We start from the raw sequence: 15415 nt of genomic DNA, 5'->3' as shown, positions 1-15415 counted from the left end.
CCGCAAAATTAAGAAAACAAAGTGGTTTTTAGCAGGAAAGGAAAAACGATTTTATGACGCAGCTGTAATTAGCTGCTTTTACCCCAGGAGTTCCACCTGGAAAGCCGCCTCATGTAGCTCCCCGGGAGAAAGGGGGATGATTCCTAATTTATTTTTGAGTTCACCATCATGCCCTACGGTATCAGCAATACCATTCCAGGGCTCTATACAAATAAAACCGGCATTTTCCCCCTTGGTCCAAAGTCCCAACCAGCGGAAATCGGAAAATTGCATGGCATAGCCTTTACCTGTCTTTTGGCTGCGGATACGAATGGAAGTAAGCGGATCGACATCAAAGATCAAGGCATCATTCCTGAACAGGTCCTGCTGTAACTGCAGCTTTCCCTGATCCAGGGGAAGTGATTTCCGGTCTGCGGCAATCAAGCCGTTTTCCAGAAAATAAATGGGTAGGGAGTACAGTTTTTCAAGACCAAAATCCAACTCATAATCCTCAAAGTCTTCTTTTTCGGGGAGTAGGGGACATCGGAATCCCGGATGGGCACCTATACTGAACAACAGCTCCTTCTCCGCAGAGGGGTTGCTCACCCGGTAGTTCACCTGCAGACCTTTGTCTGTAAGGGTATAGCCGATAGTCAATTCAAAATCAAATGGGAAAAGGTTCAGGCTCTCCGTATCTGCTTTCAGCATCAAAGAAAGACTGTGTTCGGATTGTTCCAGCAAGTGGAAGTTGCGGTCCCGGGCAAAGCCATGTTGTTTCAGGGTATAGCTTTGATGGTCATACCGGAAGCGATCGTCTTTTAACCTGCCCACAATGGGGAAGAGTACCGGCGCATGCCTGCCCCATACCGCCGGATCTGCTTGCCAGAGGTGTTCCAGTCCTTTGTATTTCAGGCTAATACACTCGGCACCCAGACTGGATATCCGGGCTTCAAGGTTCCCGTTTTTTAAGGTATAAATGGCTGTTTCTGTCATGGATGGCATGTGAAGTGAAATGGAAGTAATTTTGTAAAAAAACTGTTCAAAAAAAAACCTTTCCTGAAAAAAGGAAAGGTCATGTGCGCACGAGAAGATTCGAACTTCCACACCCGAAGGCACCACCCCCTCAAGATGGCGTGTCTACCAGTTTCACCACGTGCGCAGTTTGGAGAGGCAAAAGTAGATATATAATGGCATCAGTGCAAACAAAAGCGGAGAGAAATTAACAAAGCCCGCCTGATGATTTTTCTGCGTTACCCATTTCAGCAGATCTGCTTCTATAAACTACCTGACAAAGAAGGTCCTCTGGATTTTGCGACTCGCTTGTATAAAGCGAATTTGGTTAAAATCACCTCCTACATTTTATTCTCATTAGGCTGCTCCATACTTATCGTTCATCCCCTCATCGAAGAAGAGGTAGTTCAGGTAGGTGGCTGGGACAGTGTTCTGCTTCTGCTTGCCATTAGCGTACCGCCAACAGCTATTTGAGAATGGAGGGAAAAAAGATAAATAAGCCGGTGATAGGGTAGCCACCTACAACAAATACTCCATTTTTATATCGCAACGCTGGTAGGTACCCGGCTCCATGGGGATTTCCCTGAAACCCAGGCTTCGGTACAGGGCAATGGCCGGGACAAGGATAGAGTTGCTGTAAAGCAGGACTTTCTCTGCACCCTGCTTCTTAGACCAGTCCAGGGCAGCCTTTCCCAGCATCCATCCGATCTTTTGCCCCCGTGCTTTGGGAAGCACCCCCATTTTGATCAGCTCATATTGCCGGTTGCCCCCGTTTTTCAGGCCTACAGTACCCACGATTTCTCCCTTCCATTCGGCAAAGAGCACTTCCCCGCCCTGGTTGATAAGGGTTTCCTGAGGGTTTTGCAGCTGGGCTTTGTCAAAAGGCTCCATGGCAAAGTATTTTTCTATCCATTCCCGGTTGATGGATAGAAAATAGGGGGCCAGGCTTTCGCTGAAAGGGTGGATGCTTACCTTTTCCATAACCAAAAATAAGGAAGCGGAGGAGTAAAATAAAATGTTTTCCGGAAATGAATTTAAAAACCAAGGTCAAATTGATTGCCCGGCTTGTCTTTGGCTTCCAGCTGCAGTAATTTGAGCTTTCTCCACAGTCCTCCTGCATATCCTGTCAATTCTCCCGTGCTGGCGATGATCCGGTGACAGGGAATGACGACCAGCAGGGGGTTGGCGCCAATGGCTGCCCCTACTGCCCGGACAGCAGTGGGTTTGGCCAGTTCCCTGGCGATATCATGGTAGGAGACCGTATGGCCGAAGGGGACTTTGTTTACTTCCATCCAAACCAGTTTCTGGAATTCTGTTCCCCCAATGCCTACAGGGATATCAAATATTTTCAGTTCACCTTTAAAGTATGCTTTCAACTGGGCCATGATGTCCAGAAAGAAGGGTTTGTCGGCATTCTCCGATGCCTTATCATCCGTAAACCGACAGGATAAAAGAAAACCATCTTCGGCGATGAGCCGGATATTTCCTAAGGGGGACGCCATTACCACTGTTTCTTTCATATCCTCTTCAACTTTAAAACCAAAAACAAGGTTTGACCTAAACTGATGTGCAGTGAGCCACTGCCGCTATTCCAATGAGATATTCTTTGTTTACCCCTTTTAAAATAAAAATACATGCGACTACCGGCTCATGATCAGAATGGCGCCGGTAAAAGGGTAAACATTTTAACAGGTTTCGGCAGAAAATGTTGCCGGTAATTGTACTATCGATGGGCTATCGATGGTGTAAAGGTAGGTTTAATTTCAGTTTCTACCAACTATTTGCACATTATACCAGCATCATGCGGTATTTCCATACTTCCCGAACGGTATCTGCCGCTACTTCGAAAGGTTTGTAGAGGGGATTGCTGGAGCAGAGCAGCAGTTTCCTTTTTTCATTTAATTGGTTGTAGGCCAGTTTGAAAGTGACGCCATCCTGTGCTGTGACGATGACGTATTTCTCTCCATCCCTGATTCGGGTCCAGTCGTCCATGTATTCGCAGATGATCCAGGCTCCGTCTGGAATGGGCTCCATGGAATCTCCATCTACCTGAAAAACCCGGTGTTTTTTGTCCTCTGGTAGAAAGGGAAGGTGAAATCTGGGCAGGTCTCCAATGAAATCCGGATCTGAGAACCCAGCCAGATAGCTGGCCCGGGCCTTCTGGGAAACCACCTCTATCAGTTCCCTTCCCGATGCATCTACTGTGGTGGCCAGGATACGCAGGTCGCGTCCCTTTAGGTAGCGACTGGTCTCGAGAATTTCCCGCAGCTTGTGATCCGGGTATTTTGCCAGGTTTTCCTTCAGCATCAGGTCAACAGATACTTCCAGGTATTCACAGATTTTTACCAGTGTATCCAGTGGAGGACTGACGTTCAACTCATATCCGGCCAGTTTGGAGCGACTGATGTCCAAGCCTTCGGCCATAATGGATTGGGTCAACCCTTTTCTTTTGCGCAGCAGTTTGATATTCGCATGCAGGTACATAGATAAATTTTTTAAAGCTATGGATGAGTAAATATAAAACATTATGTTTAAATTATAAACAAAAAATTGTCAATAATATTAACATTTCAATGCTCGTAAGGAAAGGGGAGGAGGATAGGGGAAATAAGCGGAATATTGTGCACCTGGACCTGGACAGTTTTTTTGTATCTGTGGAACGGCTGCATGACCGCAGGCTTAATGGCAAGCCCATTCTGATTGGAGGCTCAGGGGACCGGGGAGTGGTGGCTTCCTGCAGCTATGAGGCCAGGCAATTTGGAATACACTCGGCCATGCCCATGCGGACAGCCCGGCAGCTTTGTCCGGAAGCACTGTTGGTTCGCGGAGATTTTTCCCGCTACAGCCAGAAATCCCATGAAATCACCGAGATTATCCGAGCGAATGTGCCGCTGTTCGAAAAGTCATCCATAGATGAGTTTTATGTAGACTATACAGGGATGGACCAGTTTTTCGGCTGCTTTAAAATGGCTCGGGAGCTGCGGCAGAAGATCATGCAGCAGAGCGGGCTTCCCATCTCCCTGGGGCTTTCGGAAAACAAGACCGTGTCCAAAGTAGCTACCGGTGAGGCCAAACCCAACAATGAAAAACAGGTGCCTCATGGAGAGGAACGGCCTTTTCTGGCACCACTGTCGGTGCGGAAAATCCCCATGATTGGTAAGCAAACAGCCCATACCCTGTTCAATATGGGGGTGAAGCGCATCCATACGTTGCAGGGCATGCCGGCAGAACTACTGGAGTCGGCCTTTGGAAAAAATGGGCTGCTGATCTGGGACAAGGCCAATGGGATTGACCGTTCGCCGATCATTCCATATACGGAAGCCAAATCCATTTCCTCGGAAAATACTTTTGAGACGGACACCATTGATACAGGCTTGCTGCAGGCCACCCTGACAGCCATGACCGAGCAGCTGGCAGGCAAGTTGCGGCAGCAGCAAAAACTCGCTTCCACGGTAGCAGTGAAGATTCGCTATTCCGATTTTGACACCCATACCGTACAGCAACGGGTACCTTTTACGGCTGCAGATCACATGTTGCTACCGGTAGTAAAGGCCCTTTTTCAGCGGTTGTACCAGCGTCGCATGCTGATCCGATTGATTGGAGTGCGTTTCAGTGGATTGGTACATGGCCATTACCAGATCAATTTATTTGAGGATACAGAGGAACGCATATCGCTGTACCAGGCCATGGACCGGATCAACGGGAAGTATGGTAACAAAACCGTTTGCCGGGCAGTGGGCATGCAGGTGGGACGCAGGCGTTTCAATCCCTTTAATGGGAAGGAAAGCTGAACAATTATTGGTAAATCATACCCACCGCCGCCCGGGTTGACTGGCGGTGGGTATCTGGCTATTGCCCCTGACCCAGGGAGTAGGCCCGCTGCCCATCGAAGGTGTAGAGGTTTTCGGTTTTGATCACATCTACATCATTTTGGATGGCCTGAATCAACAGTTCGGCAATCAATTGATTGGCACCGGTCTGGTTTTCTACCAATTCGAAGCGGCACCTCCAGTGGTCTGTGCAAAAGGTCTCTTCAAAGCCTTCCGGCCATACTTTTACTCCCCGGTTGGTGATCATCTTCAGCTGAAATCCGGGATGCAATTCCCGGATTTTTGCAGCGAGTATATCAGGATCGCTGCCTTTCCAGTCAATAAAAAGATCTACCCCCTGGAGCTGTTTTTTGCCTGCGGCTTTTCGCTGGTAGGCAGGAATGCGGATTTGTACTTCTTTGGCATAAGAGACAGGCTTGAGTTCTTTGGGTAGTTTCCCCAGCCTTTCAATTACTGCACGGGCAAAATCCCTGGTACCGACTTTCTCCTTGCTCAGCCCGGGTCGAAAGATATCCTCGGTGTGTATGCCTTCTTCCAGGGTACAGGACCAGGCATTTTTGATGGTTTCTGCCGTTTCCGGCTGGCCGATGTGGTTGAGCATCATGATGGCTGCCCGCAAAAGGCCGGAGGGGTTGGCCAGATCCTTGCCTGCCAGAGGGGGAGCAGATCCATGGATGGCTTCAAACATGGCGCATTTTTCACCGATATTGGCCGATCCCGCCAGTCCTACAGATCCTGATAGCTGGGCAGTAATGTCTGAAACCACATCCCCGTAAAGATTGGGCATGACCAGCACATCAAACATTTCCGGACTATCCGCCAACCGGGCCGCTCCGATGTCTATGATCCAGTTGTCTGCTTCAATGTCCGGGTATTCGGCAGCTATTTCCCGGAATACCTGGTGGAAAAGCCCATCGGTCAGTTTCATGATATTGTCTTTCGTGAAGCAACTCACTTTTTTTCTTTGGTAGAGCCGGGCATATTCAAAGGCATATCGGACAATGCGCTCACAACCGGGTCGGCTGATCAGTTTCAGGCATTGTACCACTTCATCGGTTTGTTGGTGCTCAATTCCTGCATAGAGGTCTTCTTCATTTTCCCTGATCACTACCAGATCCATCTCCGGATGCCTGGTAGGAACATAAGGATAAAAACTTTTACAAGGCCTTACATTGGCAAAAAGGCCCATACTTTTCCTCAATGTCACGTTGAGGCTTTTGTAGCCTCCTCCTTGTGGAGTGGTAATGGGAGCTTTTAAAAATACCTTGTTGCGGCGGATGCTTTCCCAGGCATTTTTGTTAATGCCACTGCTATTGCCGGAGAGGTAAACCTGCTCTCCGATCTCTATGGGATCCCATTGGATTTTTGCTCCTGATGCCTGAAGTACCTGTAAAGTGGCCTCCATGATTTCCGGGCCGATGCCGTCGCCCATTGCTACCGTGATTTTCTGCATGTGTCTTTGTTTTTGTTCCGGCACAAAAGTAAAAACACATTAACATAAATTTTTATTTATATTTATAATACTAAGCATTAATAAAATTTATGAAAATACGGTCGTGATGATTTATCGAAAGCCTGCGTTGATGGTCTGCAGTTGCTCTTCCCCCGGACAGAGGGCTTTCTCTGCTAGCGTATTGAAGGCCCTGTCTGTAGTGTTCAGGATATCATGCAGGTCACCAAACACAGTATTGATGTACAGCAGGCCGGTCAATATTTCGTTTTTTGCCCGCGCCTGCTGCAGTGCATTGACGGCAGAAAGCCGGTCTTCGGGATCCCACTCCGGAGCCAGTTTGTGCAATCGCATGGTGGTGCCATCGTGTAAAGTAACAGCTGTATCCGTTCCTGCTGCATAGGATGCATTGATGGCCTCCCTTTCAGGAACAAAATCCAGCGTACCCGTAGCATGCATGTGTTCCCGGACATAATCGTAGGATTTGGTGGAGCCCGGATTGTTGTTAAACGTCACGCAGGGAGACATCACATTGATAAATGCCAGTCCCTTGTGTTGGATGGCTGCCTTGATCAGGGGTACCAATTGCTGCTTGTCTCCACTAAAGCTCTGCGCAACAAAGGTCGCCCCAAGTTCCACGGCCAGGCTGGCCAGGTCTACCGGCTGAAAGGGATTGATGTGTCCCGATTTGCTGGCCGATCCCACATCAGCTGTGGCCGAGTCTTGTCCTTTGGTGAGGCCATAACAGCCGTTGTTCATGACGATATATACCATGTTCAGGTTTCTGCGGATGACATGGACAAACTGTCCCATGCCGATGGAGGCGGTATCCCCATCTCCGGAAACCCCAAAATACACCATGTCTTTATTGGCCAGGTTAGCACCGGTGGCTACCGATGGCATGCGTCCATGTACCGAATTAAATCCGTGAGAATTACCCAGAAAATAGGCCGGCGTTTTGGAAGAGCAGCCGATGCCCGATATTTTGGCCACCAGGTGGGGTTCTATGGACAACTCAAAGCAGGCCTGCACGATGGTGGCACTGATGCTGTCGTGACCACAGCCTGCACAAAGGGTGGAAATGGTGCCCTCGTATTCTTTAAGGGTATACCCAATTTTGTTTTTGGGCAGTTTTGGGTGTCTAAATAAGGGTTTCAGATAAGTCATGGGGCACGGCGTTTTTTTGCTTCAAATAATCGGAAATCTGCAAGGCAATGTGATCGGCAGTAATGGGCATGCCATCGTAATTCAGCACGGATACCAATTTCTTTGGGTTCATTTGCATTTCATTGATGATCAGGCTTCGGAGCTGACCATCCCGGTTTTGTTCGATGATGAATACCAGCTTGTGGGAGCGGATAAAGGCTTCTGTTTCAGTTCCGAATGGAAATGCTTTGATGCGGATGGCATCCAATTGGACTTCTTTTTCTTCCAGGATTTCTTTTGCCTCCTCTGATGAATAGGTGGAGGTACCAAAAAAGAGCATGCCTATTTCGCTTTGATTGCTTTCCTGGTAAAACTGGGCTGTGGGTACGATTTTTTTAGCGGTTTCCCATTTGGTCTGCAGCCGGTCCATATTGCGTTGGTAGGCTGCGCTGTCTTCTGTATAGACTGCATATTCATCCCTGGAAGTTCCCCTGGTAGTAAAGGCACCTTTGGATGGGTGGGTACCGGGGTAGGTCCGGTAGGGGATACCATCTCCCTCATTGTCCAGGTACCGGCCATACCGGCCCATGGCGTCCAATTCTTCCTTATTCAGGACTTTGCCCCGGTCATATTTTCGGCTTTCGTCCCATTGGAAGGGGGCACTCATGTGATCGTTCATGCCCAGATCCAGATCAGTCATCAGGATTACCGGTGTTTGCAGTCGGTCAGCCAGGTCAAAACAAGCTGCTGTCATCCGGAAACATTCTTCCGGAGAAGCGGGAAACAGCAAAGGGTGCCGGGTATCCCCATGAGAGGCATAGGCCGCCAGTGTGATGTCGGATTGCTGGGTACGGGTAGGCATGCCTGTGCTGGGTCCTGCCCGCTGTACATCTATCAATACGGCCGGAACTTCCGCAAAGTAGGCCAGGCCTATGAATTCGTTCATCAGGGAAACCCCGGGTCCACTGGTAGCAGTAAGCGCTCTGGCCCCGTTCCAATTCGCTCCGATGACCATACCCATGGCGGCCAGCTCATCTTCTGCCTGTACCACGGCATAAAGGTGTTTCCCGGTATCTGGGTCCAGCCGGTATTGGGAAGCAAATTTTTCAAACGCTTCCGCCACAGAGGTAGAAGGCGTGATGGGATACCAGGCCATTACCGTTGCTCCTCCATAGACAGCACCCAGACCGCAGGCTGTGTTGCCATCTACCATAATTTTATCCCTGACCAGGTCCCTTCTTTCCAGGTAAAAATCCAGGGGGTAGTCAAAATGATCCCGGACATAATTCATGCCCAGTTTCAGGGCAGTGATATTGGGGGCAATGAGTTTTTCTTTTCCTGCAAATTGTTCCCTGAGCAGGGTTTCCAACACCTCAAACTCGATCTGCAGCAGCACGGACAGGGCACCTACATAAATGATGTTTTTGAACAGCTGCCGCTGTCGGGGATTACTGAAATTTTCGTTGGCCAGTTCCATCATGGGGATGCCCAGGTAATGGATGTCTTCCCGTATCAGGTCGGGAGCCAGCTTTTTGGTGCTGTCGTAGACCAGATAGCCGCCTGTCCGTACACTTTCAATATCCTGCTTCATGCTCTGGGCATTGACAGCCACCAGCAGGTCAATGCCTTCCCTGCGACCCAGATACCCTTTTTCACTTACCCTCACCTCGTACCAGGTGGGTAATCCCTGTATATTGGAGGGGAAGATGTTTTTGGGTGTCACCGGTATGCCCATCCTGAAGATGGCTTTGGCAAAAAGAAAATTGGCACTGGCCGAACCGGTACCATTCACATTGGCAAAGCGGGCGACAAAATTGTTTATCCGGGCTCTGGGCCTGGAAATGGCTTGCTGCATGCTCATATGTTTTCTGCTTTGGTTACGCTATAGAAAAATTGCTGCATGTCCCAGGCGGAGGTGGGGCAGCGTTCCGCACAGAGTCCGCAGTGAAGACAGACATCCTCATCTTTGACCATCACCCGGCCGGTTTTCAAGGTTTCCGAAACCAGGATGTCCTGTGATTTATCCGTTGCTGGTACCAACAAGTTTTGCCTTAATTGGTCCTCATCTTCCTCATTTGCGGTGAATGTAATACAAGAGGTGGGGCATATGTCCATGCAGGCATCGCATTCTATGCAACGGTCAGCAGTAAATTCCGTCTGTACATCACAATTCAAACAGCGTTGGGCTTCTTTGTAACCCGTGGGCAAATCAAATCCCAGCTCTACTTCTTTTCTCCGGTCCAGCAAGGTGATGGATTTTTCTGCCTGGGGTACCAGGTAGCGTTGATCAATGGTCACCGGACTGTCATAACTCCATTCGTGGATGCCCATTTTGGTGCTAAAAAGTTTGGTATAGGGAGCAGGTCTTTGGCTGATGTCTTTTCCCTGACAAAACAAATGCATGGATACCGCAGCCTGGTGTCCATGGGCTACGGCAGTGATTACATTTTCCGGGCCGAAGGCAGCATCCCCTCCGAAAAACACCTTGGGATGGGTGGACTGAAAAGTGACCTTATCCACTTCAGGCATGTCCCATTCATTAAATTTGAGCCCTAAATCCCTTTCTATCCAGGGGAAGCTGTTTTCCTGACCAATGGCGATCAAAACCTCGTCTGCCTCAATGAACACGTCAGGTTCTCCGGTAGGAATCAATTTTCGTTTGCCGCTATCGTCATATACTGCTTTTACCCGTTGAAATTTCATTCCGATGAGTTTTCCGTTCTCAACTTCAAAGCTCAGCGGCACATGGTTATCAAATATTTCAATGTCCTCATGCATGGCATCTTCTTTTTCCCAGGGGGAAGCTTTCATGTCTTTGAATGGACTTCTGACCACCACCTTGACACTTTCGCCGCCCAGCCTTCTGGAAGTCCGGCAACAATCCATGGCAGTGTTTCCTCCTCCCAGGACGATCACCTTTTTACCTATTTTGTCGATATGCTCAAAGGCCACTCCTGCCAGCCACTCTATCCCGATGTGGATGTGCTCATCTCCCTCTTTCCTGCCGGGTAATTTGGGCAGGTCACGTCCCCTGGGGGCACCAGTACCTACAAATACCGCATCATAATCTTTCTCCAGCACTTCTTTCAGGCTTTCCACATAAGTCATGAACTGGGTATGAATGCCCAGGTTCAGTATGTACCCCACTTCTTCATTCAATACTTCTTCGGGCAGGCGAAAAGCAGGGATTTGGCTGCGCATCATGCCTCCGCCGGCGATCTGCTCATCGAAGAGGTGGATTTCATAACCCAAGGGGGCCAGATCCCGGGCAACGCTGAGAGAGGCGGGGCCTCCTCCGATCAGGGCAATCTTTTTGCCATTTGACGGGAAGGGTGCCTGAGGCATCAGGGACTGTACGTCTCCCTTGTTATCTGCAGCTACCCGCTTTAACCGGCAAATGGCCACGGGTTCTTCTTCCACCCGACCCCTGCGGCAGGCAGGTTCACAGGGCCTGTCGCAGGTTCGGCCAAGAATCCCAGGGAATACATTGGATTCCCAATTGATCATGTAGGCTTCAGTGTATTTTTCTGCTGCGATTTTGCGGATGTATTCCGGCACAGGGGTGTGGGCAGGACAGGCATATTGGCAGTCCACCACTTTGTGGTAATACTCCGGGTCACGGGTATCGGTAGGTTTCATGGCATTTTGGGTTTTGGGTCCTTCAGATTTGGACTATACTTGTTATTGCCGAATAATTTTATAAAATAAAGTCAGCTATGCAAACGATTGTCTAAATAATTTTTATTTATCGTTTTATTTGGCAGTTCTAATCCACTTTGAACCAGTGACGGGCGTATTGATTCTTTTTTTCAGACCGAATTTATTTACAGATTGGTAGTTCAGGCCTCATCAGTTTCAATCATAGCCAACCCACTTTTTCAGGGATGGGGTTTTATCGATTCATTTTAAACTGCTATTTTTGACCGGTTAATTCTTAGCTAATGACCAAAGCAGACTGGAATAAAATATTGGATAGCCGGGTGCCGGAAAAGGCCATTCCCTATTGCTTCGCCCTCTGGGAAGAAGAGCCCTTTCACTTTGAGATCACCAGGTCCAGGATCTCCAAATTGGGTGATTTCCGATATAGGAAGGGACAAAAAATCCAAAAGATCACCATCAATCATGATTTGAATCCCTACCAGTTTTTGATCACTTTTGTGCATGAAGTAGCCCATCACCGCGTATTTAGTAAATACCAGGGGGATGGAATCAAACCTCATGGGCCGGAATGGAAGCAGTCTTTTCGTTTTTTGATGGCTCCTTTGCTACATAAAAATATTTTCCCCATGGATGTATTGATCCCGCTTCGCCTGTACATGAGTAATCCCAAAGCAAGTACCGGGGCCGACTTTTTTTTAATGAAGGAGCTGAAGAAGTATGATAGGCATCCTGCTGCATACACTGGGGTGTTATTGGGCGACCTGAAGCCGGGAGCTCAATTTGGTTTGAGGGCCAGGATTTTTGAAAAGCTGGAGACCAAAAGGTCCAGGGTATTGTGCCGGGAATTGGCCACAGGCAGAAGATACCTGATTTCCAGGCATGCGGAGGTGGTAGAAAAAGCCGGTGAGGGGGAATTTCCTTTTTAGTTTTTTCCGGAATCGGCGATTTGCTGCCGGGCGTTGATACCCAGGTTTTTCAATTTTTCAGCCTGTGAGACCAGGTTGCCTTTTCCCGTTTTCAGCTGTTTTAAGGCCGAATGGTAGCTGTCCTGAGATTTTTCAAGGTGTTTGCCTATGTCTTCCAGATTCCCTAAAAAGGAGGCAAACTTATCGTACATGCGACCGCCTCTATCTGCAATTTCCAGCGCATTTTTGGATTGATCGTCCCGTATCCACAGGTCTTTGATCATTTTCAGTGCAGCAATCAGGTTGCTACTGCTGATCAGCAATACCCGCTTTTTATAGGCATATTCCCAAAGTTGGGAATCAGCCTGCAGGGCCACGATATAGGCTGCTTCCAGGGGCACAAACATGATGACAAAGTCCAGGGCCCTGGCGTAGGCCTCATATTGTTTGCCCGATAATTGGTCAATGTGGGTCTTAACGGCCTTCACGTGCATTTCCAGCGCACTTTTTTGTTCGGGTTCTGCAGTGGCACTGCTGTATTTCTCGTACGCCAGTAGGGATACTTTAGCATCTATGATGACCTTCTTGTTGTCCGGATAATGAACGATCACATCAGGCTGCATTTTTTTTCCATCCAGCCCCAGTAAGGGATGGCCTGCATCGTCTTTTAAAAATCCCTGTACGCTGTAATGCCTGTCTCTTTCCAGGCCTGAATTTTGCAGGATGGTCTCCAGGATGGCTTCACCCCAGTTGCCCCTGATTTTGGCATTGCCCTTCAGGGCATTGGTGAGGTTTCTGGCTTCCTGGCTGATCTGCTGGTTGAGTTCGGCCAGCTCCTTTACTTTTCGCTCCAGGGAAAAACGCTCTTTGGATTCCATGGAATAGGTTTCCTGTACCTGTTTTTTAAATGCCTCCAGGTCTTTTCCCAGCGGGCTCAGAATCCTTTCGATGTTTTCCTGGTTCTGTAAGGAGAATTTCACAGATTTCTCCTCCATGATTTTATTGGCCAGGAGTTCAAATTCCTGATGAAATTTTTTCCCCATCTTTTCGAGTTCCTGCTCCTGAAAAGCCAGCTTTTCGCCGAGATAGTGCAGCTGGGACTCCAATTTGTTTTTGTCCAGTCCCAATTGGTACTTTTCCCTTTCCAATCTTGTGATGACGGCTGTTTGGCTATCGTTTTGGTTGAGTTGCCGGTTCAGGTTATCGCGGAGCAGTTGCCGGGTTTCTTTCAGGCTGTCTCTTTCCATGGTCAAGTCCCTGACATGTTCCTGCAGGGCAGAGCTTTTTTTAAAGCTCTGATAGCTGGTGAAGGCCATTGCTGCCAGGGCAATTCCCATGATGATCAAGGCTACCGATTCTATTCCCATAAGCAGTATTTGTTGTTATTCAGGCAGGTTTATTTCTCTGCCGGACAGCTTCATAGATGACGATGCCGGTAGCTACCGATACATTCAGACTTTCTATTTTTCCCATGACAGGTATTTTTACAAATTCATCACACAGCTCCATGAGCTCTTCAGATATTCCGTCCTCCTCTGAACCCACTACCAGGACGGTGGGCAGCGTTAGGTCTGCCTCGTACATTGCCCGGTCTGTTTTTTCGGTAACCCCCACCACGTTGAGGCCTGATTTCTTCAGGTCTTTCAAGGCATAATACAGATTTCTTTCCCGGCTAACTGGTATAAAATTCAAAGCCCCTGCTGAAGTTTTGACGGCATCGGAATTGATTTGGGCACTGCTTTTTTCGGGGATGACAATGGCATGAACACCCGCCACCTCAGCAGTTCTGGCAATGGCCCCGAAGTTCCTGACATCAGTCACCCGGTCCAGCATCAGGATGAGGGGCGCTACGCCGCTGGTGTAGCAGCCATCTACCACATTGTCCAGAGACGCATAGGCAATCGATGAAATATAGGCCACGACTCCCTGGTGATTTTTCCTTGTGATGCGGTTCAGCTTGCTTTCTGGTACCTTGGTGACAGGTATTTTTTTTTCCCTGGCAGTACCCAGTAATTCCTTTAACAAGTCACCTTTCAATTCCTTGTTGACCAAAATTTTATCTATCTGCTGGTCCGCATTAAAAGCCTCCATAATGGGCCTGATGCCAAAGAGGTAATCTTTTTGGTTGTCATTTCTGTCGATCAGAAAACCATCCTTCCGTTTCTCCATGCTGTAATGTTTTTGAACCAAATCGGCTGGTAGGCTCTGGATCGGTTCAAGGTGTAATAATTGGGGGTTAAAATATTTTTTATGCGGGCAAAGGTAAAGGTAATTTTTGAATTTGAATCCTGCGACTGGTATACCCAGGTTTCTTTGTCCCTATCAAAGTAAACTTCCTGCGGAGGACCCATAATGATAAAGATCATGCCCCGGTCGGTGGCCCAGCCTTCCTTAAAATCTGTAAAGAGTATGTTGGCAAATTCCACTTGCCGGAAATATTCCTTGATCAATTCCTTGGCCGTTTCTTCGTCCCGGGTCATTCGGATCCAGTATTCGTCCAGGGCTGTTTTTTTATTTTCTGCCGCCAGCAGCGTTTCATGTTCCTTGCGGGTGGATATATAAGTGACCATTTGGATCATTTCTTCCCAGGTTGCCACCCTGGGAAAGGTCTGGCTGGCAGTTTTAATCATCAGCCCCGAAGATGAACTGGTATCAGCCTGTATGTAATAGTAACCGGATTTTTCAAATGGAACAGGTACATTGACCAGAAAACTTCCGTCATCCACCACTTCTGTTTCCCTGGGTATTTCCGGTGTGTTGGTCTCCATCGGAGGTAAGGGCAGGGGGAATTCCCGCGGATAATAGTAACGGTACAGGTTTACTCCCTGCTCACTTTTAAATAAGAGGGATTCTTCCACATTCAAAAAATTCTGGTCAAAGGGTATGTCATTTCCAAAATAGGCACCAAAACCCGGTTGATCCGGCACATAGGGGCTGATCAGGTCAGCATGGTAGACGTATTCGTCTTCCTGCCGGGTATCGAGGGCCCTGAATATCACATAAGCTTCCTCCTGATCTGCGGGTATTTCCACCGTTTCCTCAAAGTAGAAATGCCTGTCGGTGTCGGCTTTCAGCAAGTCCCTGTCCAGCGCGATCACCTGCTCATCAGCGATGGTTTGCTGAAAACCATTGACAATGGTATAGCTAAATAGGTAATTGTCGAAATCAGGGTCTTCTTCAATTTTTTCTGCAACCATTTGCAGGGTAAAAGTTCTTTCTGCGGTTTTTATGGGGATCACTTTAAGCGAAATCCGGGAGTACCTGGAGTACCTCAGGTTTTGGTTGATACTTTGCAGGTTGTTTTGTGCATGGACCGAAAGCGATAAAAAGCATAAAACGGCCAGACACCCAATTATTTTTTTCATGTGCAACGACTTTATTGTTTCCATAGTTGGTTTTAAAAATTAACCTTAATTTTGTTGAAAATAATAAAA

At 48.2% G+C, this 15415-nt stretch carries 13 protein-coding genes and 1 tRNA gene; 2 read left to right on the top strand and 12 right to left on the bottom strand.

Translation table 11 applies throughout. From position 1 onward, the window contains the following. Positions 1-78: 78 nt before the first annotated feature. The 5 genes from GL182_RS12025 to GL182_RS12005 all read right to left on the bottom strand — a co-directional run bounded on the left by GL182_RS12025 (position 79) and on the right by GL182_RS12005 (position 3474). Positions 79-981, bottom strand: a complete 903-nt coding sequence (locus GL182_RS12025; RefSeq protein ID WP_240469801.1) for an aldose 1-epimerase family protein — start codon at positions 979-981, stop codon at positions 79-81. Positions 982-1056: 75 nt separating this feature from the next. Next, positions 1057-1138: transfer RNA gene (locus GL182_RS12020), tRNA-Leu, on the bottom strand. 371 nt (positions 1139-1509) lie between these two features. Next, a complete protein-coding gene (locus GL182_RS12015) occupies positions 1510-1971 on the bottom strand; it encodes a GNAT family N-acetyltransferase (RefSeq protein ID WP_163379926.1) in 462 nt (153 codons plus the stop codon). Positions 1972-2024: 53 nt separating this feature from the next. After that, positions 2025-2510: a methylated-DNA--[protein]-cysteine S-methyltransferase gene (locus GL182_RS12010; protein WP_163379925.1), complete on the bottom strand. Its 486-nt coding sequence runs from the start codon at positions 2508-2510 to the stop codon at positions 2025-2027. Between the two features lie 268 nt (positions 2511-2778). Beyond that, positions 2779-3474, bottom strand: coding sequence for an XRE family transcriptional regulator (locus GL182_RS12005; RefSeq protein WP_163379924.1), 696 nt, complete (start codon positions 3472-3474; stop codon positions 2779-2781). An 89-nt stretch (positions 3475-3563) separates the two neighbouring features. Here GL182_RS12005 and dinB point away from each other — a divergent pair, with 89 nt between their 5' ends. Beyond that, positions 3564-4781: a DNA polymerase IV gene (dinB, locus tag GL182_RS12000; protein WP_163379923.1), complete on the top strand. Its 1218-nt coding sequence runs from the start codon at positions 3564-3566 to the stop codon at positions 4779-4781. A 58-nt stretch (positions 4782-4839) separates the two neighbouring features. Here dinB and GL182_RS11995 read toward each other — a convergent pair whose 3' ends face one another. The 4 genes from GL182_RS11995 to GL182_RS11980 all read right to left on the bottom strand — a co-directional run bounded on the left by GL182_RS11995 (position 4840) and on the right by GL182_RS11980 (position 11055). After that, positions 4840-6273: an NADP-dependent isocitrate dehydrogenase gene (locus GL182_RS11995; protein WP_163379922.1), complete on the bottom strand. Its 1434-nt coding sequence runs from the start codon at positions 6271-6273 to the stop codon at positions 4840-4842. A 111-nt stretch (positions 6274-6384) separates the two neighbouring features. Beyond that, positions 6385-7437: a 2-oxoacid:ferredoxin oxidoreductase subunit beta gene (locus GL182_RS11990; protein WP_163379921.1), complete on the bottom strand. Its 1053-nt coding sequence runs from the start codon at positions 7435-7437 to the stop codon at positions 6385-6387. Then, a complete protein-coding gene (locus GL182_RS11985; protein WP_163379920.1) occupies positions 7412-9277 on the bottom strand; it encodes a 2-oxoacid:acceptor oxidoreductase subunit alpha in 1866 nt (621 codons plus the stop codon). Before GL182_RS11985 ends, GL182_RS11990 begins: the two co-directional genes overlap by 26 nt. Beyond that, on the bottom strand, positions 9274-11055 hold the full coding sequence (locus GL182_RS11980) for an FAD-dependent oxidoreductase (protein WP_163379919.1): 1782 nt from the start codon (positions 11053-11055) through the stop codon (positions 9274-9276). The genes GL182_RS11985 and GL182_RS11980 overlap by 4 nt, the downstream gene beginning before the upstream one ends. Before the next feature lie 302 nt (positions 11056-11357). Between GL182_RS11980 and GL182_RS11975 the strand changes: the two genes are divergently transcribed. After that, positions 11358-12002 carry a SprT family zinc-dependent metalloprotease gene (locus GL182_RS11975; protein WP_163379918.1) on the top strand — a complete coding sequence of 215 codons (645 nt, stop codon included), beginning with the start codon at positions 11358-11360 and terminating at the stop codon, positions 12000-12002. Here GL182_RS11975 and GL182_RS11970 read toward each other — a convergent pair. The 3 genes from GL182_RS11970 to GL182_RS11960 are packed head-to-tail and all read right to left on the bottom strand — an operon-like array spanning position 11999 to position 15346. Beyond that, positions 11999-13348, bottom strand: a complete 1350-nt coding sequence (locus tag GL182_RS11970; RefSeq protein ID WP_163379917.1) for a DNA recombination protein RmuC — start codon at positions 13346-13348, stop codon at positions 11999-12001. The two genes, GL182_RS11975 and GL182_RS11970, sit on opposite strands and share 4 nt — an antisense overlap. Before the next feature lie 19 nt (positions 13349-13367). Beyond that, positions 13368-14150, bottom strand: coding sequence for a 23S rRNA (guanosine(2251)-2'-O)-methyltransferase RlmB (gene rlmB, locus GL182_RS11965; protein WP_163379916.1), 783 nt, complete (start codon positions 14148-14150; stop codon positions 13368-13370). Beyond that, entirely contained in the window at positions 14123-15346 is a 1224-nt protein-coding gene (locus GL182_RS11960; RefSeq protein WP_240469800.1) for a GWxTD domain-containing protein, read from the bottom strand. The genes rlmB and GL182_RS11960 overlap by 28 nt, the downstream gene beginning before the upstream one ends. Positions 15347-15415: the final 69 nt, after the last annotated feature.

The organism is Cyclobacterium sp. SYSU L10401 (assembly GCF_010993705.1).
In the GTDB taxonomy this organism is placed as follows: domain Bacteria; phylum Bacteroidota; class Bacteroidia; order Cytophagales; family Cyclobacteriaceae; genus Cyclobacterium.
Note: the sequence above shows the minus strand (reverse complement) of the source record. Positions and strands in the feature narration are given on the sequence as shown.

Excerpts from the sequence above, each read along its gene's own strand:
- GL182_RS12025 (WP_240469801.1), bottom strand. The coding sequence starts at position 981 with ATGCCATCCATGACAGAAACAGCCATTTATACCTTAAAAAACGGGAAC.
- GL182_RS12015 (WP_163379926.1), bottom strand. The coding sequence starts at position 1,971 with ATGGAAAAGGTAAGCATCCACCCTTTCAGCGAAAGCCTGGCCCCCTAT.
- GL182_RS12010 (WP_163379925.1), bottom strand. The coding sequence starts at position 2,510 with ATGAAAGAAACAGTGGTAATGGCGTCCCCCTTAGGAAATATCCGGCTC.
- GL182_RS12005 (WP_163379924.1), bottom strand. The coding sequence starts at position 3,474 with ATGTACCTGCATGCGAATATCAAACTGCTGCGCAAAAGAAAAGGGTTG.
- dinB (WP_163379923.1), top strand. The coding sequence starts at position 3,564 with ATGCTCGTAAGGAAAGGGGAGGAGGATAGGGGAAATAAGCGGAATATT.
- GL182_RS11995 (WP_163379922.1), bottom strand. The coding sequence starts at position 6,273 with ATGCAGAAAATCACGGTAGCAATGGGCGACGGCATCGGCCCGGAAATC.
- GL182_RS11990 (WP_163379921.1), bottom strand. The coding sequence starts at position 7,437 with ATGACTTATCTGAAACCCTTATTTAGACACCCAAAACTGCCCAAAAAC.
- GL182_RS11985 (WP_163379920.1), bottom strand. The coding sequence starts at position 9,277 with ATGAGCATGCAGCAAGCCATTTCCAGGCCCAGAGCCCGGATAAACAAT.
- GL182_RS11980 (WP_163379919.1), bottom strand. The coding sequence starts at position 11,055 with ATGAAACCTACCGATACCCGTGACCCGGAGTATTACCACAAAGTGGTG.
- GL182_RS11975 (WP_163379918.1), top strand. The coding sequence starts at position 11,358 with ATGACCAAAGCAGACTGGAATAAAATATTGGATAGCCGGGTGCCGGAA.
- GL182_RS11970 (WP_163379917.1), bottom strand. The coding sequence starts at position 13,348 with ATGGGAATAGAATCGGTAGCCTTGATCATCATGGGAATTGCCCTGGCA.
- rlmB (WP_163379916.1), bottom strand. The coding sequence starts at position 14,150 with ATGGAGAAACGGAAGGATGGTTTTCTGATCGACAGAAATGACAACCAA.
- GL182_RS11960 (WP_240469800.1), bottom strand. The coding sequence starts at position 15,346 with ATGAAAAAAATAATTGGGTGTCTGGCCGTTTTATGCTTTTTATCGCTT.